General features: G+C 47.7%; 15 protein-coding genes. 6 read left to right on the top strand and 9 right to left on the bottom strand.

From position 1 onward, the window contains the following. The first annotated feature begins 67 nt into the window (after nt 1-67). The gene (locus tag AAHF22_RS07540; RefSeq protein ID WP_347324381.1) at nt 68-1,924 is read left to right on the top strand and encodes a cache domain-containing sensor histidine kinase; all 1,857 of its coding nucleotides are present in this window, start codon (nt 68-70) and stop codon (nt 1,922-1,924) included. Next, the gene (locus AAHF22_RS07535) at nt 1,902-3,089 is read left to right on the top strand and encodes a response regulator (protein ID WP_347324380.1); all 1,188 of its coding nucleotides are present in this window, start codon (nt 1,902-1,904) and stop codon (nt 3,087-3,089) included. The genes AAHF22_RS07540 and AAHF22_RS07535 overlap by 23 nt, the downstream gene beginning before the upstream one ends. A gap of 494 nt (nt 3,090-3,583) precedes the next feature. Here the strand turns inward: AAHF22_RS07535 and AAHF22_RS07530 are convergent, their stop codons facing one another. The 3 genes from AAHF22_RS07530 to hisS form a co-directional block, all read right to left on the bottom strand. After that, nucleotides 3,584-4,339 (bottom strand): NAD(P)H-binding protein, encoded by a 756-nt coding sequence (locus AAHF22_RS07530; protein ID WP_347324379.1) that lies wholly within the window; start codon nt 4,337-4,339, stop codon nt 3,584-3,586. A gap of 267 nt (nt 4,340-4,606) precedes the next feature. After that, on the bottom strand, nt 4,607-4,897 hold the full coding sequence (locus tag AAHF22_RS07525) for a DUF6509 family protein (RefSeq protein ID WP_347324378.1): 291 nt from the start codon (nt 4,895-4,897) through the stop codon (nt 4,607-4,609). Nucleotides 4,898-5,119: 222 nt separating this feature from the next. After that, the gene (hisS, locus tag AAHF22_RS07520; protein ID WP_347324377.1) at nt 5,120-6,442 is read right to left on the bottom strand and encodes a histidine--tRNA ligase; all 1,323 of its coding nucleotides are present in this window, start codon (nt 6,440-6,442) and stop codon (nt 5,120-5,122) included. Nucleotides 6,443-7,165: 723 nt separating this feature from the next. Between hisS and AAHF22_RS07515 the strand changes: the two genes are divergently transcribed. Continuing rightward, on the top strand, nt 7,166-7,708 hold the full coding sequence (locus AAHF22_RS07515) for a guanylate kinase (RefSeq protein ID WP_347324376.1): 543 nt from the start codon (nt 7,166-7,168) through the stop codon (nt 7,706-7,708). Nucleotides 7,709-8,083: 375 nt separating this feature from the next. Here AAHF22_RS07515 and AAHF22_RS07510 read toward each other — a convergent pair whose 3' ends face one another. After that, nucleotides 8,084-8,959 carry an NAD(P)-dependent oxidoreductase gene (locus tag AAHF22_RS07510; protein ID WP_347324375.1) on the bottom strand — a complete coding sequence of 292 codons (876 nt, stop codon included), beginning with the start codon at nt 8,957-8,959 and terminating at the stop codon, nt 8,084-8,086. A 614-nt stretch (nt 8,960-9,573) separates the two neighbouring features. Here AAHF22_RS07510 and AAHF22_RS07505 point away from each other — a divergent pair. From AAHF22_RS07505 to AAHF22_RS07495, 3 genes are all read left to right on the top strand, one after another. Then, nucleotides 9,574-10,209, top strand: a complete 636-nt coding sequence (locus AAHF22_RS07505; protein WP_347324374.1) for an NAD(P)-dependent oxidoreductase — start codon at nt 9,574-9,576, stop codon at nt 10,207-10,209. A gap of 422 nt (nt 10,210-10,631) precedes the next feature. Beyond that, a complete protein-coding gene (locus AAHF22_RS07500; RefSeq protein WP_347324373.1) occupies nt 10,632-11,111 on the top strand; it encodes a DUF3139 domain-containing protein in 480 nt (159 codons plus the stop codon). Between the two features lie 88 nt (nt 11,112-11,199). Continuing rightward, complete coding sequence (locus AAHF22_RS07495) at nt 11,200-12,402, top strand: ROK family protein (protein WP_347324372.1); 1,203 nt, start codon at nt 11,200-11,202, stop codon at nt 12,400-12,402. Nucleotides 12,403-12,633: 231 nt separating this feature from the next. On the opposite strand, the gene AAHF22_RS07490 is transcribed toward AAHF22_RS07495, so the two are convergent. The 5 genes from AAHF22_RS07490 to AAHF22_RS07470 all read right to left on the bottom strand — a co-directional run bounded on the left by AAHF22_RS07490 (nt 12,634) and on the right by AAHF22_RS07470 (nt 20,521). Then, nucleotides 12,634-13,137 (bottom strand): DinB family protein, encoded by a 504-nt coding sequence (locus tag AAHF22_RS07490; protein WP_347324371.1) that lies wholly within the window; start codon nt 13,135-13,137, stop codon nt 12,634-12,636. Between the two features lie 12 nt (nt 13,138-13,149). Beyond that, nucleotides 13,150-18,204: a DUF4132 domain-containing protein gene (locus tag AAHF22_RS07485; RefSeq protein ID WP_347324370.1), complete on the bottom strand. Its 5,055-nt coding sequence runs from the start codon at nt 18,202-18,204 to the stop codon at nt 13,150-13,152. Nucleotides 18,205-18,261: 57 nt separating this feature from the next. Then, on the bottom strand, nt 18,262-18,597 hold the full coding sequence (locus AAHF22_RS07480; protein WP_347324369.1) for a hypothetical protein: 336 nt from the start codon (nt 18,595-18,597) through the stop codon (nt 18,262-18,264). Nucleotides 18,598-18,625: 28 nt separating this feature from the next. After that, nucleotides 18,626-19,045: a hypothetical protein gene (locus tag AAHF22_RS07475; protein ID WP_347324368.1), complete on the bottom strand. Its 420-nt coding sequence runs from the start codon at nt 19,043-19,045 to the stop codon at nt 18,626-18,628. A 672-nt stretch (nt 19,046-19,717) separates the two neighbouring features. Then, on the bottom strand, nt 19,718-20,521 hold the full coding sequence (locus tag AAHF22_RS07470; protein ID WP_347324367.1) for a VLRF1 family aeRF1-type release factor: 804 nt from the start codon (nt 20,519-20,521) through the stop codon (nt 19,718-19,720). Nucleotides 20,522-20,671: the final 150 nt, after the last annotated feature.

Below are 20,671 nucleotides of genomic sequence, written 5' to 3'. Positions count from 1 at the left end.
GCCGCTTGCTGCTGTCGCTGTTTGGCTTTTTGGAAGACAGGAGTATGCCTGCAAAGGAGGAATTGAATTGCCGCGCAGATTCCGTTCGATACACCATCGGCTGTTTGTGCTGTTTCTCGTCTGTATGACTGCGATTTTGCTCATTGTAACTGTGCTTTTTTACAATCGGACGACGACTCAATTTCACGACAAGCTGGGCGAGATCGCCCGCAAAAACGTTTCCCAGACCGCTGGCCTGCTGGATCTGCTATTGGCGAGCTATGATAGTCTGTCCAAATCGATCAGTACGAACGCAGATATTTTGCGGCTTGTTGCTGAGAAGCGCCAGCTTCCGCCACAGGTCGAATATGCGAATCAGCATGCGATTACGAATATGATGGGCACGATTTATTTTTCCCGCGATGATCTGGTCGGCATTCATATCATTGGCGAAAACGGCAAAATTTATGACTACGGTAATTACACCACGGTAGCTGAACCCAACTATGCCTCGTCCGATTGGTACAAGCAGATTAGCGCATCCACAGGTAAAATGATCTGGCTCGGTGTATTCTCGCATTCCCTGATCGACAAAATGGAAGACTCGCCCGTATTTGCGTTTGGACGGCCGATCTTTGATCTGAACGAGCAACACCAGATTGGGATTGTACTATTTGAAGCGAAAGCGGATACAGTCGTCGATGCCGTAGGCAATCTGAAGCTGGGACCGAACAGTCAGGTGAGCATCGTCAATGGTGCTGGTCATCCGATTGCGATTTCGCTCGAACCGAATCCAAGCCCAGCCAAGCTACCTGAACATTTGAAGCTACCGGATGTACCGGGTGAGGTTGCTGTGCAGCAGGAAGGCAGTACGCTCGTTGCCGCTTCCAAGCTGGATAAGATCGATTGGACGATCGTGAGTACAACGCCATCGCAAGACTTAAACGTAGAATTGACGCAGACAAAGCGTTATTTGCTAATTGTAGTCACCATTCTCATTCTCGTATCGGCACTGGTCGCATTGATCGTATCCCGCACGATATCGTCACCGCTGGCACGGCTTGTGAGGCAGATGAAACAGGTTGAAAATGGTAACTTCCGCGGCATGGTGAATGTTACTTCGTATGAAGAAATCAATGGACTGGTCGCCTCATTTAACCATATGGTAGGACGAGTAGAAGAGCTGATCGAGCGAGTGAAGCTGTCCTCTGTCAGTGAAAAAAATGCCGAGCTGCATGCCTTGCAATCACAGGTAAATCCACATTTTCTGTATAACACACTCGATATGATCTACTGGATGCTGGATGAAAAGGGCAATGATCGTCTCGGTGAGGTCGTGCTATCGTTATCCCAGATGTTTCGCTACAGCAGTCACTGGGAAGGCAAGGCAGAGGTGACATTACGCGAGGAAGTGGAGCAGATCAGGCATTATTTAACGATTATTCAGATGCGGCTGGAAGATCGACTAACCGTCGAGATTCGGATTGATGAGCGCTGGATGGATCTGATCGTACCGAAGATGCTACTCCAGCCTGTGATCGAAAATGCAGTCAAGCACGGGCTGGAAGCGCATCGCGGACAGGGGTTACTCGTTGTAGAGGCTGTACCGGATAACGAGTATCTGAACATTCGCGTCAGTGATAACGGAGCCGGTATGACCGCCGAAACGCTGTACAATCTGCATCGCTCATTACTCGTACCGGAAAACGAGCCACAGGATGAGGCAGCCGTTGCCGCGCGTGGTCGTCAGGGAATCGGCATGCAAAACGTACATCAGCGGCTCAAATATATGTTTGGCGATGAATACGGTATTGGCATTGAAAGCAAACCCGGAGAAGGTACACGAGTCACATTGCGCTTACCACTACCGGAAGCAACGACAGCACAATATGAAATTCAGCATAAAGAGGGGGATCATAAAGATGCATATTTTGATTACCGATGACGAGAATTTTATTCGCGAAGGCATCAAGCGTACGATAGGAAATGCGTTTCCAGACTACAATGTGCATCTGGCAGCTTCTGCTGAGGAAGCGGTCGAGCTGATGAGTCAGCACCGGATGGACATTGTGCTGACCGATATTTTGATGCCTGGTATTAACGGGCTGGAACTGATGAAGATTTCAAGGCGCAAGCAGCCACAGGCGAAATGGGTCGTGATCTCAGCTCATTCTGAATTCACGTATGCGCAGCAGGCGGTGCATCTCGGCGCACGCGATTATTTGCTCAAGCCGATCGGCAAGCCGAAGCTGGTGGAGCTGATCGAAACGCTCAGCGAGGAAATTCGGCAGCAGCAGGCACATGTGCAGGAGGAAGAGACGCTGCGCGAAGGACTGCAATATTTGCGCTCAGCGGCATTTCAGCGTCTGGCCGCTGGACTTAGTGTAGGCAAGCTCAGTTTGGAACCGCTGCTGGAGCAGTATCCGGAGTATTATTTATTGTCGGTGAATCTAGGAGATGAGCAGCGCAGTGGGCCATTGGAACATTTTATCGTGGAAAATGTATTGACCGAGCTAATTCGTGCGTATGGTCATGGCTTTGTCGTCAGTCTGGATCGCAGCAGTCTACTTGCTATCGTGGCGCTCAAGTCAGCGGGCACGATGGACGAGCTACAGGAGCGTGTTCACGAGCAACTGGCGCGCTGCTTAAAGGCGCAGCCATTTACGAGTTTGCATTCCGGGCCGCATCATGGCTTTGAGTATATTGCCGACCATGCCAATCGACTGCGACGCGGACAACGCCCGATTATGCTGACCGAGCAAACGGAAGGCAGCAGCGGCGATACGGCAATTCGGATGGCGCTGCAATACATTGATGCACATTTTCAAGAAGAGCTGTCGCTGGAAAAAGTGGCCTCGGTGGTGTTTTTGAATCCAGTTTATTTTAGCCAGCTATTCAAGCAGAAAACAGGGCAGGGGTACAAGGAATATGTGATCTCGCTGCGTATGAATCAGGCGTGCGAGCTGCTGCTGAATCCGGGTCTGCGACTGGTCGATATTGCTGAACAAATCGGCTATGCGAGTGTGCGGCATTTTACCCAGGTGTTTCGTAAAAAGTATATGCTGACACCTACGGAATATCGGCAGCAAAAGCATGTGTTGGAGCATTGAGAATATTCAGTTTATAAAGTGCACGCAAGTAGGATAAGGTAGTAGCGCCGCGAGCAATGGAGCGTGCTTGAGCTGTAGTAAACTCATGCTGCTACGTGCTGCTACGGTGTGGACGCAAACTGTTTTGCTGAGACGGACATCACTTTGGGAGGAAATAAGAGGATGGACTCTGGTCTCGCACAGCCATTTACAGAATGAGGAGCGAAGCTAGTTACATCCATACGATTTTGCGTACACGCCTTCGTTTAATTGGCATAATCTGCACTGATGTAACAAACAGATATAACAAAAAACTCATCCCTGGCGAAGCGCCACTGGATGAGTTTTTTGTTGTCTGCTAGCCAGAGGGTGCGACAATTTATGCGAATGCGAATGCGAATGCGAATGCGAATGCGAATGCGAATGCGAATGCGAATGCGAATGCGAATGCGAATGCGAATGCGAATGCGAATGCGAATGCGAAAAGTTAGACGGCCGCTTCGTCATGCTACCGATCAATAAGCAAGCCCGATCCGGCAGCACACATAACGCTCGTCCTGCAATTGGCTATATACCACATAAGCAGTATCACCCGTTGAAATACTCGTTCCACCGTCTGGCAGCGTATTACGTTCGATGCGGTATCCCCCTGTATAATCACCATCCGGTAAATATGTCGGGCATACAATCGTCCATTGCAGTGCCGATTCATTTAGCCATTCGTACACTTTGCGATGCTCTTCAGCAGCACGGGTACTGCGTTGACGCGACTCGGACGTTTCATAACGATACTTGTCTGCCGCAGTACGACTTTGCAAAATACCTGCCGTACCGATCGTGATGAGCCGCTGAATCGATTGCTGCTGTATTAATGGAATTAGCGTCTTCATTGTGACCGTCAGTGCATCGGATTTATCCGTGCCGATCGCACTGATCACAGCATCGGCATCCTGCAATGCGGCAAATAGCTGTTTGCTGTCGCGTGTATCTCCAGTCAATACGTGCAGACGTGCTTGCGGACTACGTGTCCAACTAGCCGCAGTAGGAATAATGGTCTCCACCTGATCGGCAAACGAAGACGACAGCCGTTCCATTTCATCACGCAGCGGCTTGCCCTGGTGATCCAGCGAAGGAATAGCGGTCGTATAGAGCTGTTCTTGCAATCGTTCCGGAGAGCGCACAAGTGCCGTCACATCGTGTCCTGCACGCAGTAAATACTGTAAAACCAACCGTCCGGTTCGTCCGGTCGCGCCGAGTAGTGTAATATTCATTGTCCATTCCTCCCAGCATCATACGTATCGTTATATTGGAATTATAGGCTATATGCGCTGATTCAGTTTATAATATTCCTAGCAGTACGGTTGCATAATTATTAATAGTCAATAGTCAATAGTTAATAGTTAATAGTTAATAGTTAATAGTTAATAGTTAATAGTTAATAGTTAATAGTTCACAGCGAACAGTCAGGCAATAAGCAAACAGCAGGCAATATTCCTCATTGCCTGCCGTCACACTACGCGCAATGATGCGCGCTATCATTACTCCGCTTCCTGCCAGTGCTGCTCACAGAAAGCAGCCAGCTCAACCTCTTCTTCATCTTCCAGATCAAATTCGAGCAGGCGATCGGTCCCTTTTTCAACCAGATCATAAGTAACCAGCTTGCCTTGCTCGTTCTCGACACGATAGACAGCACGAATGTAAACGCCATTCGGCGTGTACAGATCGTCCTCTGCATCCACGTCCAGATCCAATCTGAATTCATACCGTTTGCCAGCCAAAATACCAAATGGATCGCGAATCCATTCCACTTCATAACCTGTAATATCCATAAATGTATCCTCCTAGCGCCAGTCGTTGCTGCGCTTATTCGTATCTATATCATCGGCAACACTACATTATCCGTAAAACGAAGACTGTACCCAAGTCCATCCTGTATGGCAGTTGGAGATCCAGTGCACAGCATAAGCGATACCGATCATTCACGCCTGCTCTATTATAGCATGGTTGTAAATAGTGAATGAAGCTGAATGCCTAAACGGATCGATATTCATTTACAAACAGATTTGCGTGAGACGGTGTAAGGCTTCCTCTACCGACACAGCGATCTCTACCCCTTCTGCCAAATCACGCAGGTTCACCTGTTCTGCACGCACTTCATCTTCACCGATCAATATGACAAACCGAATACCACGTGTATACAGACTATTCAGCAGTTTACCGAGCTTACGACCGCTCGTATCGGTAATAGTAGTAATCCCAGCGTTGCGCAGTAATCCGCTAGTACGCACAGCTTCAACCAGTGTATCGCCGATCGGTATCACCGCCACATCAATCTGGACAGGGTTGCGTAACACGGCTTGTGCTTGCGGCTGCTGACGATATAACTCCATCACCGATTCTAATCCAAACGACAATCCAACCGCAGGTAGTTCCAATTCCGAGCGATCGGACAGTTTGCCAATCATACCGTCATATCGTCCGCCGCTGCCCAGACTGGATGTATATTGCCCGGTAGCATCGAAAATTTCGTATACGGTGCCGGTATAAAAGGATAAGCCACGCGATAGAAACAGGTCGAATACACAGACGTTATCCATTTCCAAAGAGGTGAGCAACTGCTGCAATGTTTGAGCTTCCTCGTATCCTGGCTGATCGTCCAAAGCATAAGTAGCGGCAAGGGCAGTAAGCGTCAATTGCTGGGGGGCGCGATCGATCAGCTCCATTAAGCGTGTCGTTGCGGATGTGTTTAAGCCTTTACTGCTTAATTCGGCAGCAACATCGGCGCGGGAAATTTTCGCTAGTTTGTCCAGCGTTAGCATAACAGAGGAGAGCAGAGATTCCGGTATTCCAAGCGCCATCAGCACTTCTGCCAGCAGACTGCGATTGTTCCAGCGGATGATCACGGGGATATCCAGTTTGGCAAACGATTGTATAGCCAATTGAAATAACTCCAGCTCCGCTTCCGGCCCGGCAACACCGACCACATCGGCGTCACATTGCCAAAATTCACGCAACCGTCCGCGCTTCGTAGGGCCATTGCGAAACACTTTGCCCATTTCAAAACGGCGGTAAGGCAGACGCAGACCTGGATGTAAAGTTAGCAAGCGTGCCAGCGGCATCGTCAGGTCATAACGCAAACCAAGCGCTCGGCCACGCTGGTCGCTCAAACGATAGATTTCTTTAGTGATTTCTTCGCCACCGCCATATTTGGAAGTGAGCCATTCCAATTCGCTCAGTGCGGACGTTTCCGCCTCTTCATAGCCAAAACAGTAAAATTGTTGCTCCAGCAGATTGCGAATTTGTCGGCGTAACCGTTGTTCGCCACTGATGTAATCGGACGTGCCTTTGACATTTTGCATTGATGCAGTTTGCATAGAAAATCGCTCCTTCGGGATCGTTAGGATGTGCCGGATGGGCTGTACCAAACAAAAAAACGCGCAAGACCTCTTGGTCCTGCGCGCTTCATATCCCGCAGGGAGGCAAACGCGAAAAGCGCTAGCCGCCCTGTTGATGTACTCAAACAGAGTGGCTACCGCCTATGAAAATGATACAGCTTTCCGGTTACATGACGAGTGGAGCTGGCAGATGTCAGTTCAAGTATGGTGATCGTGCGATTGATGCTGTTCATTGCTTCTCCTCCTCGAAATGGTCTCGGTACACGTCAGCATACCTGTGAAATTATTAGTGATTATATGCCCCTATTTTCCAAATTGCAACCCCTCGGTTTGAAAGGGGTGTACGAAAATATTGGAAGGCGATCAAGCAGTGAAGGGGAAAGAAGGCTGGCGAAGTGGGCGAATGATGCGTCTAAGGATGCGTTTGTAGACAAGACATATCCGATACCTATCGCTTTAGCCGAAGCTGCTTTTAGCATATAATACGAGCATATCGTTTGTTGTAGCTGATCATGTACAGTAGCTAACCATCAATGCCGATTTTCTTAACAAACGGATCGGCTCATCCATCTTAAACCGATCCATATCCAGTAGACAAACATCAACTAGACATCAAGTGAATAAGCAGCTAGCCGCTAAAAATCAATTGAACAGTCGCTAGGTACATGCACGCTTCTACTAGAACATCACCGGAGGGATATTATGTCGTTTTCAATCGTTGTATTTCAAGGCCCAAGTGCTTCAGGCAAAAGTACACTGCAAGCGCGGCTCGGACTGCCACGCATCGTTACCTGGACGTCTCGCGCACCGCGTGCAGGTGAGCAGGATGGACGAGAATACCATTTTGCCACACGTGAGCAGATCGAACTGATGCATCGTCAGGGACGGATGCTGGAGATTAACGAATATCGTGGCAATTTGTACGGAACGAGCATTCGTTCGCTGGAGGAAGCAGGTCAGGATGGACAGCCACGTTCCAGTGTGATGGAGCCAAAAGGCGCACGACTGGTCAAACAATTGCTAGGGGAGCGCGCATTGCTGATCGGTGTGAGCGCCAGTCGCGAGCAGCTGGAACGTCGACTATTTGAACGCAAGGTGAGCATCGAAGAGCAGCAATTTCGTATGGCTTCGTTTGACGAGGAGATGGCGGCACTGGCGCAATGTGATATTGTGATTCGTAACGATGAGAGCCAATTTCGTGTGGCGGAGTCGATTATTGAGTATATTCGTAGGGGGTTGGAATAAAATTGAAATAACGAATATACGCATATGCGTTATTTTGAGTGATGAAATTCAGGTTGAAGCCAAAAAAGATATAGATCAAAGCCCCAAAAGCCATTCCTATGCTGAACAATTGCAGTTGTATTCCGCTTACTGTTCTGCATGATGGATGGCTTTTGTGTGCATTTTGTGTGCGTTGATCCTTGTGTTTTCATACGATTGTATTCCGACTTTATAGTCGTATACGTCGTATAAAGTGTATAGATTGGTATTCATTTTAAGCAAAGAAAAGCAAAGAAAAGCAAAGAAAAAATATATCATTTTATTCGAACGGGATACGGGTTATCCGCTACATTTTCTTTGATGTTTCATTCCGCTCTTCATTTTGGACTGCTGTCCTCACTTCTGATTTCGTTCCTGCAACTCCAACCAGATCGCTGCCATATCCATTTCACCTTTACCATGCTCGACCGCATCGGCAAATGTACGACTGGCTGCTGCGGACAGAGGTAATTCGATATCGTTTTTACGTGCTTCGTCCATCAGCAGGCCGAGGTCTTTGGATAGCAGGCTAACCATAAATGCGGATGGAAATTGCTCTTCGAGCAGCATCTTTTGCTTCGCATTCAGCATCGGTGTAGCGACCGCCGATTGACCGATCATCTCCAGCAATTGCGCACGTTTCAGTCCAGCCTGCTCGCCGATGACCAGCGCTTCGGCGATCCCTTGCATCGTTACCGCAAGCATCAGATTGATCGATAGCTTGGCAGAACTACCCGCACCCACCTCGCCAAAATGAATCGTATGCTTGCCCAAAATATCAAAATACGGCTGACAGCGTTCCACAGCATCAGCAGAGCCACCTGCCAGAATGACCAGCTGCCCTTGCTCCGCAGGCGCAACTGTACCTGATACCGGCGCATCCACATAGATCGCACCCACTTCTGCCGCCAGCGCTGCAAATGTTCGTGCCTCATCCGGGCTAATAGTGCTCATATTAATAATGCAGGCGCCTTCACAAATATGCTTCAAAATTCCGTGCTCGCCTTTCAGCACCGCTTCTACCGCATCGCCTTTAGTTAGCATAATAAATACGGTATCTACATCAGCGACAGCTTCGCCTGCTGTGGAAGCAAGAGTTGCGCCATCCTGCTGTAATGGGGCTGCTTTTTCCGCTGTACGATTGTATACGTGCACGGCATAACCGGCTTTGAGCAGATTGCGTGCCATCGGCAATCCCATATGTCCGGTGCCAATCCATGCGAGTTTGTTCATCATCTTCACTCCTTGCTTGATATAGAAAGATTGGTGTGGAAATAAATGGATAAATCACGTTTCAGTATAGGTATGACGGTACAATGATAACTATGGAGCTAACAACGTATCCTGTATGTACTTCACCTGTATACCGGCTAAGGAAACGTTGGAGTACAGTCTGTTTATGCGCTGTGTATGTTTGTATGTGCGATGCATGTTTGTATGTATTGTAGCATAAGCGAATAGTGTCATCGAATGATGAGCATTTAGCTTTCAGGTGTCAGTACAGGAGATAGATTTTCTTTTTTCATACTACTTTAAATACGACCTTTATCGCATCTAAACATCATCCTATACAAACATCACTCCATACAAACATCATCACATCTAAACACGATCTCAATTCCATTGCTAAACACGATCATAGCGTCGCATTAGCAGACCAGATCATATCCTCCAATACGATGACATCGTTATTCTCCAATACGATAATATTGCTATCCTCGAATAGGCATCATTTTAGAAATAGTTGACAGCAGAATCAATTGTAACTAAAATAGTTACATGTAAGCGAAAATGAATAACAGCTTCACCCTATACACATAAATGACCAAACCAGGGAGGAACTACACATGAAAATCGGAGTGATCGGAGCAACAGGTAAAGCAGGTTCGTTGATCGCAGAGGAAGCATTGAATCGCGGACACGAAGTGACCGCAATCGTGCGTGATGCAAGCAAAGTACAGAACAGCAAACTGAACGTAGTCGAAAAAGAAGTGACTGCACTGACCACAGACGATGTTAGCGGCTTTGATGTGCTGGTTAATGCGTTTGGTACACCGAATGCAGATGAGCATGTACCGGTCGGTCGTCATCTGATCGAGATTTTAAAAGGTGCTAGTACTACCCGTCTGATCGTCGTTGGCGGCGCAGGCAGTCTGTATGTAGACGATGCGTTAACGACACGTCTGATCGATACACCGGACTTCCCAGAACAGTACAAACCAACAGCATCCAAGCAGGGTGAAAACTTGCAAGACTTGAAGCAGTCCTCTGGTATCCAATGGACATTCGTAAGCCCGGGCGCATTCTTTGATCCAAACGGCCCTCGCACTGGTTCTTATACACTCGCAGGCGAGAAACTGACCGTAAACAGCGAAGGCAATAGCTATTCCAGCTATGCTGACTACGCGATCGCGATCGTAGACGAATCGGAAAAAGCAGCCCATGTAGGCGAGCGTATCAGCGTTGTCACTGAGGCGAAGTAAGAAAGAAAGTAAGGAAATACGAACACTGCATAAGGTCTAGTTTTATAAATAAGATGCTTATAGATATAATCCCTATAGATCGATAAGCTATATCTATTGAAATAGTGTCGAGTAGTAGATCGATTCGAAATAAAATAACAATAAAAAGCCGCTATCCATGTGATTGCGGTTTTTTTATGTAGTCTTACAAGTTCGATGCCCATACACTTAATCGTGCAGAGTGCAGAGTGCAGAGTGCAGAGTGCAGAGTGCAGAGTGCAGAGTGCAGAGTGCAGAGTGCAGAGTGCAGATCCAGCCCATAACGCGATAAGTTACAAACAATATATGGAATTTTATGTAATTACATACTATGATAGTCTTTTAGCACTCGATCCAAACATGCCAACATGAACGTAGCCATACCTATTATGGAGGTCGATATCATGTCATCCCGACTATCATCACCGACCGAATCAACTCATCTATCGAAACATCCGCAAACGTCCAGCACTGTTCCCGATCATATAAAGGGACGCTTCTCACGCCCGCATCCTATCGTCCGTTTCATTCTCACCACATTGCTGGTGCTAATCATTATAGGCTGTGCGGCATCTCCATTTATTGCCGTGCATTACCAGAAGCAAGTGTTTGCCGAGCGAGTACATACCTATCTCATCCAACACGAGCATTACAAACTAGAAGAGATCGCTTCGGTACAAGGAGTATGGGGCATCATGCTGCCTACTTTTTATGTCGACGTTGTATTCACAGATGAGCCAAATCGGGTGTATACGTATTTTGCTCATGATGAAGTATTACAGCACAGTCATCGCGCTATAGATGCAAGCGAACCCGACCAGACCGGCAACAGTAAGGCGCAGCATATTGAAGAAACGACATCAGCCTGGCAAACAGCTAAATAAATGACATAAATCCATAGCATTCCCATTCAAAACCGGATATAATAGTTAAAACAATTCCGATCAGAATTATAGGAAATGGTGGGGCGATATGGCTAAACAGTTCAAAGGGATGCCGTCCGTCAAAAAAGCGGTGTACGATCGCATTGCTGCGCAGCGAGATATTTCCAAGGCGGAGATTATGGAGCAGTTCCAACTGACGAGTAGCAGTCTAACGCGTTTGCTGGATGAACTGTCACGGGAAGGCTGGATTATGGAATCCGGCTTCGGGCAGTCCACCGGGGGACGCAGACCGATTTTGTATCAGATTAATCCGGGACATCGGTATATATTTGGATTGGACATTTCTCGTATCTATTCAGTGCTAGGTTTATACGATATGGAAATGCGGCCACTAGAACTCGTTCGCTGGAATATGGACGAGCACATGACACCGCAGCGTTTGACCCAGCATGTGGGCGAGAAAGTGCAGGAGTTGTTAGCCCGTCATCGTATTCCAGCAGAGCATGTGCTTGGACTGGGAGTTGGAGCGGTTGGGCCGCTAAGTCGCGAGCAGGGGCGCATTTTGAACCCGCTCTATTTTGCCGCTTCCGGTTGGAACGATGTACCACTGCGTCAATGGCTGGAAGAAGCGACCGGCATGTCGGTGATCGTGGAAAATGGCGCCAATACGGCGCTAATCGGGGAGCATTGGATGGTGCGCAGCGAGCATATTCGGCATATGCTCTATGTGCACGTCGGTACAGGACTGCGCTCTGCAATGCTGTCGAACGGACAAATTGTACACGGTGCAGTCGATATGGAAGGATCGATCGGACAGATGATTATTCAGACCGATGGCCCTCGTCTGCATGGCACCGGCAATTATGGCGCATTGGAAGCTTTCGCTTCGGTGCAGGCAGTCGAGCAGCAAGTGCGCGCACGCAGTAAAATGAATCGCGAGCAATGGATCGGTGGTAGTCTGGCGGTTAAGCCAGAAGCGATTAACTTTGCGACTATCGTACAGGCGCTCGAATCGGGCAATGAGTATGTGCGTGAAATTTTCGCGCAATCGGCAGCTTATCTTGGGATTGGTCTCGCCAATCTGATCAATGTGCTGCATCCTGAGCAGATCATTTTGGGCGGCGTGATGATCAGCGCAGGTGATTTATTTTATAACACAGCAATTTCAGTCGCCGAGCAAAATATTTATTATTCGGGCAGCTATCATCCTGAGTTTTCACGTGGCATATTGCAGGAAACCGCCGTGTCCACCGGAGCTGCCGTGATGGTGTGGAATGAGTATGAGCTGTGATCTATGTATCTAGTATATAGATCAGGTTAAAGATCAACTTTGATTGTGTACGGGCACACGTATAATTCAACATGTAAAGCAGCTGTAAAACTGAAATGAATCTCGGTCAAAGAACTAGCATTGTCGCTAAACTTAGGATTTTATATAGAAAAATAGAGCACTCTAGCATAGAAAACGCCAGCGATTGTCATCTATAGACAGTCGCTGGCGTTTTTTTATAAATATACACGTTTATTCAAACAAACGAACCTTTGGATCACGCTGTAAATTATGCACGAGCATCGCATGAAGCTGCCCGCGATGATGGTAAAAGTGTGCCTGCGTATCGAGTAGCCACTCAAAGCGTGAATGAACACCGCCCCAGAAAGCAGTCGTCTTCGTCAACAGCTCGTCATCACTCAATCTGGCGATCCCTTGCTTGAGTGCAGCATAATGTATAGTTAATGCGCGTTGGATCGCTTCACGGTTCATAGCAGGCTCGTTCTGCTCATAAAACACGTCCATTTCTTCTTCTGACGCACCTGCACCAATGAGATAATCGGCTTCACACAGTACGGCAAGATGAGCGAGCAATTCGCCAACGGACATTTTATCGGCTGTGGGACGGACAGCTAAGTCTTGCTCTCGCAATGTGTCGATGATGCCCAACACAGACTCAATCGCCATATCCATCTGATCGAATACGCTCTGACAATATCGATTCATCTTCATCTGATCTATCTTCGCCTCATTCATCGTTATTTCTCCTTAGCGCCGCAGTTGCTCCAAAATTTGTGGATCTTTAATCTTCTGATCCTCTGCCAGCAGCAAAATTTTGGACACAATCTCTGCTGTGCGCGGATCTTCATCCAGGAATGGCAGGAATAAACGACCACGGTGCTGGGAATGTACAGGTACGATATGAATGGCGCCGACGGTTTGTTTATGCACGATCGCACTGCCGAGATGCACGCTGTATTCGCCCAGCTTACCCTCAATGATGGCATGATTACGATCTAGCTTGACATTGTCCAGCTTCAGCAGGCGAATTGTTTCTTCGACAATAATACGACGCAGCTCAATCGTCGTCAGGCTGGCTTCTGGATCGACACCGCCCACATGGGCAACGCTCACGACCAGATCCAGATCACGCATCACCTCAGAAAATACAATCGGTGGCACATCTTCTAGCGGAATCGGCTTGTAGGTGGAACGGTCATGAAACTGTACCGTTTCCAGCGTTGGTGCTTCGGTATCTGCCGGAGAGAACCAGTCGGCAAGGGCATAGATGCTGGCAATTAAATTATGCTTGTAATCGACCTTTTGCAATCCTTCTTCATAGTTCACCGTCCAGCCACGTCCGCGTAGCAACGCGCTCGTTTTGCTTGGCTGTACCTGATGTCCAGCGTAACGACGGGAAATAATGCCACTCGCCTTCTCATCCGCATTGGGCAAATATAGCTCACGGAATACCTGCTTGAACGGTTCACGACGCACCTGATCCGCACGATCTGCCTGTTGCGCGTAAAATTGTCGTTCCAGCGCATCACGCTGAAATGCCTGCCATTGTCCGCTTTCAAACAGATGAATCGGGTGAGCAATCGTCACTTCGTCTGTTGCGTCCAGCGTTCCTGCTTCAGGTATGAAGGACGTAGATAAACTTGTGCCATCGTTCGATAAGTAACCGAGGCTGCCATCTTCGACTTTGCGGAACACAAGTGCTTTGAACAGCGGTGATAGCACCGGATTGTGCAGCAGATTCACGATTTCCTCCGACTTGAATGCCGTCTGATTAATCATGGAACGCTCTAACTCCTGACGTGCACGCTTGTACTGATCAGTCAGTTCGCTTTTCAATTCCTTGAGTTTGACGATATATTCATTTTTATTCAATCTGGAAGGGACGGACTTGAGCAATTTGCCGCCTTTGGTAGCGACCAGACTCGTCTGACCTTCGTTATCGATATCCAGACGTACAAGCAAGTCGTCTTCCACTTCATAGTCGTTAAAATAAAGCAGCATATCGCCCAGCTTACGCGCTTCCAAATCCCAGATCAGACGTGTCACATCCGCATAGCCAGCATTGCGTGCCAGATTATCCAGCGCAATAGCTGCCGATGTGCTTTCACTCGCGCGTCGCTGTGCACCGAATGCTTTACTCTGTTTCAGGAATAGCTGGATAAATTCATAACGTTCACGCAGATCGGTATCGCGTTCCGCGCTGGATGCGAGCGGGATCAGGCTATAGGCGAGTAATTGATCCTTTGTGCGCTTATCCGCTACCTGCTTATGCGTTTTTTGTAGATCCAGCTTACCGAGCACCGCATCGGCGAACAGCTGACTGCGTCGATGATTGGCACCACCAGAAATGTACTTGGCACAATCGTACAGAATCGCGAAGCGCTCCGCACCAATCTCTTCATACGCTTGTTGGAACCAGTTCAGATCGAATGCGCCGTCATTGAACTGCTGCGGCGTGATCGGCGAATAATGCGCAACGATCGTTTCCTTTTCCGCAGAGAACGTTTCGTTAATATGGGCGTGGAAATACCATGCCGCACTGCGCAGACCTTTCCAGTTCAGATGCTTCGCTACAATTTCCAGCCATTGTGGTGCATACATCGCCGCTTCCAGCAATCGACGCTCGGATACCGGCTGAGTTTGCAGCAGTTCTGCCAGCAATTGCTCGTCTTCACCTTCCATTGGATAACAGCCTTTGAGCAGATGGCTGAACATTTCTTTTTTCGTAAAATCGCCACCGTACATATAGCCACGTACAAATGTTTCTTTTTGCAAATGGGTCAAAATAGAAATGAAATACTTCATGCCAGAGTAGCGCATAATGCTGGCAGCAAGCGGTGATACGGGTGTTGGCAATTCACCGCGCTTAAGCTCGATATCGAGCACACGAGCGATAATCTGATCACGTAAAGGCTGCAAATTCGGGCAGCGATCCACAACATTCGTTTTGGCATACGTCATCGTCATTTCGTGCATCAGCTGGCGGCTACTGCTCGGATCGTGCATCACCAGACGATAAATCGCTTGCTCGCTAATACAGCCAATCAGATGCGCACGTGCATAATCTTCAAGCGTATTAGCGCCATGCAGATCATACTCCAATTGCTCGCTAACTTGTTCAATCGCATACAATGTGCGGAAGCGTTCCTTGAACGATTCATCCTCTATAGTACGCTCACGTAGCACACGAACCCACGGATTAATTAGCAGATTCAGCACGAATGCTTCCTTTTTCAAATGTTCCTGCGGGAACGATTGCAGAAGCTCATGGACAGCTAGATTGCTCAGATGATAGGATTGTTCATCCAGCAATTCATCTGCCAGTGCGCCGAGCAAGGAGTCGATCTGATTGCGGTAGTCCAGCTTTTCCCTTGCCTGCTGAATATCCAGAATCTGATCCATCGGATAAACCGACTTCATATACTCCTCACGCCATCCGTCCAGCAGGTTTTCGTTATTCGGGAAGTACTGGCGATAGTACCAGAAATAGCTCATATTATGAATCGTAGTATTCAGTGCTTCAAGCCGGATGTGAAATTGCAATTGTAGCAGTTCAGGCGGCGTTAGTTTCAGTCTGTCAAAATAGCCTCGCCACACGTCAGCTTGTGGAAAGTCATCCAGCGCATTGTACGTTTCCGGGACGGGTTCAAATAGAGGCATGGATGTTCTCGCTTGCAGACTGTGACCGATGAGCTGATCAATCGTATAGCCGCTAGAGTAATGGAGCTGATACTCCACATTTCGCTGCTCATAGACCAGATCGTTTAGCTCCTGAAAAATCTGCTTGATGCGCTCCGGTTCCATTGTCAGCACATCACGCGTTATATGAAAATCGCCGAGATCTACTGGCTCATTCAGCCACGGCTGCTGTTCCTCTGGATCGTATAGACCATAACCATTGCTAGCTGTATATTCAGCCTGTTCACTCTGGAGCTTATCTAGCAATACCTGCTCCTTTGCGGTCGGATTCGTTAACGCTGCTGTCGCTCCAACGAGTCTTGTGAATTGCTCCTGTCGGGACGATTTCGCTTGCAGCTCAGTTAACAACTCCAGTCCAGCAAGGCGTTGCAGTTCTGTTTTGCTATTTAATAGACGCGGGATCACAGACTCCAGACGTTCCTCTGGCTGCGATAGCAGCATACGGATACCACCCTGGCGCAGCGAGCCTGTTTTCAGCCGGAATAGATCCTCAATTCGCTGAATTTCCTCATCATTTAGCGTGAAGTGGGTAGCACAACGAACCGCTTTTTCACGATTGCTCATACTTTTGTCGCTCAGTGCATCCAGTACAAAGCGGCGTTGGGCCGCGTCTTCGCCATCTTTGATAACATGCTCCAAAATCTGGCCGCGCAAATCAGGTGACATCTGATCCTTCATATCGAGCACCTGCGAGATGCGCACCGGATCAGGCTCATAGCTCGCCAGATAAAGCAGCTTATTGATGAGCATATCCGTGTGCAATTGATACGTCGAAAAGGTCAGCGTATCCGATGTGCCAGACAGCTCGTTCGACGGCATCATTTGTAACAGGTCGCGAATACGCACAAAGTCGCGCTCACGCTCTGCCTGATCTTCTAAAACCGGCGTGCGACGAATGCGCAGCACACGTTCCGAACCGAGCACATCATTATGGAACTCCCATATGAATTCGCAACCGTACACATAATTGACCAGTACACTGTAAAATAGCTCTGGATCAGTAGCCGGATTCAGCTCCTGTTCGTGCAGTAACTTGCGCGCAAGCGTAAATCGCAGCTCCTCATACTGACTGTTCGCCAGTACATAGAGTGCAATCAGCTTGCGATAACGAATACCAGAGTCGATCACCGTTTCAATGCGTGCAGGTAGATCCATTTCTTCATGTACTGCGGTTGCCCAGAGACTGATATAAATCTGGTTCGCATTTTCACTAGTCAGCCACTCGTGACGTACATTTTCATCCTGTAAAGCATCATAGATGAATTGAACGACTTGCTTAGCTACACGCTGCTGCGACGCTTCCAGATTCATGCCTGTCCATACATCCAGTGCGCGCACGATCGAGCTATAGCGAATCAAATCATGCTCTATAATCGTACCGAGCAGTGTCGTCGTTGCCGCTAATGTGCCTTCGTCCATCATCTCAGCAATCGTCTGACGCAACCCCTCCTGTAAACGTGCAGCCACGAGCAAATCAGCGACCGTTGCATAACAATCCGATTGATGGGATATAAGCATACCTTTGAGCATCGAATGTTTGAGCAGCGCCGTCTGATTCTCACCATGAATAATGTCCATCAGCAGTCCGCGTATCGTCTGATCGCCTTCATCCAGCGCGCGTGCAATCAGATCGGCAATAGCAACTTCATTCGGCATATGATGCCAATCATAATCCGGTTGCTTCAAATACGCATGCAGATCAAAGCCTCCGCCGTATAGTCGCAGTAAAGAACTCATTTTCTCAATAATGCGGCCTTTATGTAGTGTGATGTTGCTTGTGCGGTAAGGTTTGCGCATATAGCCGGCGCTGTATGGATATTCGGTAGCGTGCTTGATTATATATTGTACAGGGGCGATGATCTCTGGCCCAGCGAGATGCTTTGCCACCGATAATAAGGGGTCAAACAAACGCGCTTCGTCTCCAGCTGCCAACGCTTCCAGCTTACTGCATAACGGCTCGTAAGCTTCACTATTCGGCGCGTACATCGTCTGCATTAGCTCGATGCACAGCTCTGCGATCTGTTTCTCGTCACCTTGTAATGTATCGCTAATCTCTTGAAAACGTGTTTTCAGTTCTACCGTTATTTCATACCAGGTTGCCATAGAAATGCTCCTTTCGGATGAACGTGATAGTTATGGTGATAGAGGGTATAGGTAAGCTTATTGCTGTAACCATGCAGCCCATCGTTTACGGGAAACAGGTCGATAAAACAGCCGTTCCAGTTCATCATATTGTTGCTCATCCACATGTAGCCAGAGCGCCTTTTTGGCGATTTTGGCACAGGGCTGTGCAGTGGCATGCTGTCCACCTATCTTATGGCGCATAGGAATGCGAAATGCTAGTAAAGCGGATCGTTCAGTCCATTCCTCCCAGCTAAAACAAGCTTTGCGCTTCCAATCGATCATGTAGATGGAATAAAGCGATTGCTGCGCCACCTGTCTATGTATGATTAACCATGTCGATGGCACAATTTTTTGCCGTTGTCTTCGATTCATAACATGTTCCTCGCCTGTTGTTGATTGCTTACCATAGTCGTCCAGCCAGCATCGTTAGCCGAATAAGCACGATGGTATCATTCTCCTGTAGCGCTAACGGTGCAGCAAGCTCTGTCAGCTCTTCATCACGCCAAAATACGCGGTACAGTCCATCCTTGAAAGCGAGCAATGCTGCATCAATCGCCTGCTGCTCGTCCGGCACACGTGTATCCTCCACATGTCCAAAGCCAACCTTGCCTGTGTCTGCGCTCTGCTGTACTTCCTGCTCGGTTAAATACGGTAAAATATTGCCGGTATGTTGCCGTTCAACAAACGCATTCACACTCGACTGCACAAGCATCGTAAGTAACTGCTGCAATGTGGTTGGTTCACCAGCCAGTGCGATCGTCTGGTTCATCAGACTGCTGCGACGTCGCGATGGACTTTTGACGGTGACCTGGATGTTCATCATATCCCTCCTAATGTGATTGGTTGTATACATGTATTGTGTGCGGTTACAGCATGAAATAATGGCTCTAATCGTTCATTCCATCACTTCATCAAGCAGACCATAACAGCTGGCGCAGACAGCGGATGAAAGTATAATTCGTTCGATACTGCGGTATGTAAAATAGAGTAATAGACGCCTGCGTTATACTTATCATGGTACTGTTATACGTAGCATAACACAAATTTTACAATAGGAACAAGTGTTCTGTTAAATTCTGCTTGCACAGATTGACTGGTATGCACTGGCATCAGAAACGAAGTGCCGACAAAGGAAATAAAATGAAGTAGCGATAGAAGAAATAAAGATAAAGAAAACAAAGATAAAGAAAACAAAGATAAAGGAAGTTACGACAAAGGAAGTCATAATAAACGAAGTAATGATAAACAAAGTAACGATAAACAAAGTAATGATAAACAACAACGAATGTTATTCAATAAAGTAACCTAAACTGGCGATCCAAACGATCCAGACCATTCAAAAAAAGCCCTCCTGCCGTAATCGAAGCGTGGTTCGATCCGGCGGAGAGCTGTTGCTTTCACATAAAATGGAGAAAGATTCATAACCAGCATGGATGGCTGTACAGGTCACATTAGCCATGCCAGGCATCCAGTGAGAGCGCCTGGAAGCAGATTAATCCTGTAGGACAGCGTATGCCTCCTGAAGTACGTCTTTCGGCTTCATATTGCTCAAGTTTTTCGGTACAACATGGACGGAAATACGCGCATTCAGTGCTTCCTTCACCTGAGAAGCAAGCTGCTTCTCGCCGCTTAAAATAATTTCCTCCCACTGCTTATCCTTCGCCATATGTTCAATGATCGGTACGAGGCGTTTAATCCAGCGCGGACGAATCACATCCCATTGTTCGGAATAATTCTCGCGCTGCTTATTCACCGCAGATTTGAGATCGCTCGTATTTTGACTGGAGCGTTCACGCCATTCATCATGGACCAGATCCCATTCATAATAGTGTTCGCCATGAATCTCACATAGTAGACTATCGAGTATGGTAACCGTGTCATTGCTCAGCTGTACAATTCCAGCTGCCGGGCAACGTGACATGATCGCTTCCAATTCTTCCAGATGCGGCTCCGCTTCAAAATAAAAAGCATTTGGCACGCCCGTCTGCACCTTCTCGCAAAAGAACAATCCGCCTGATGAATCGGTCACGATGATCAGACCCTTTTTCATCTCTGTACGACTGTTTTCAATACGTTCTTCGACCTTCGCTTGCATGTCCAGCAGCATATCGAGATAGCGTTTTTCCTCGCCAGCTTCGGTGTACTCGGCTAGCTTTTTAAAACCGTTCTTGAGGCGTATTTTCCATTCCGGCTGGGTGTTGGCAGTTGGTTCAGTGTTCAGATAGATGGTCAAAAACCGTTCCGCCGATTGGGCAGAATACTTCTGAAGTGCTTTCCAATTTTCCATAAATCCCATAGTAGTACCTCCTCAAAGAGAGTTCCTTTTGTCTTTACCCTTACACAAAAGGCTCAAAACTATTTTTACAAATTCTTCAATAATGATCAACCTTATGTATAAATAGTGCGTATAAATAATAGAGTAATATCCTAAAAAATAGGATATAGG

Origin of the sequence: Paenibacillus wenxiniae (genome assembly GCF_039822605.1) — a bacterium.
GTDB lineage: Bacteria > Bacillota > Bacilli > Paenibacillales > Paenibacillaceae > Saccharibacillus > Saccharibacillus wenxiniae.
Note: the sequence above shows the minus strand (reverse complement) of the source record. Positions and strands in the feature narration are given on the sequence as shown.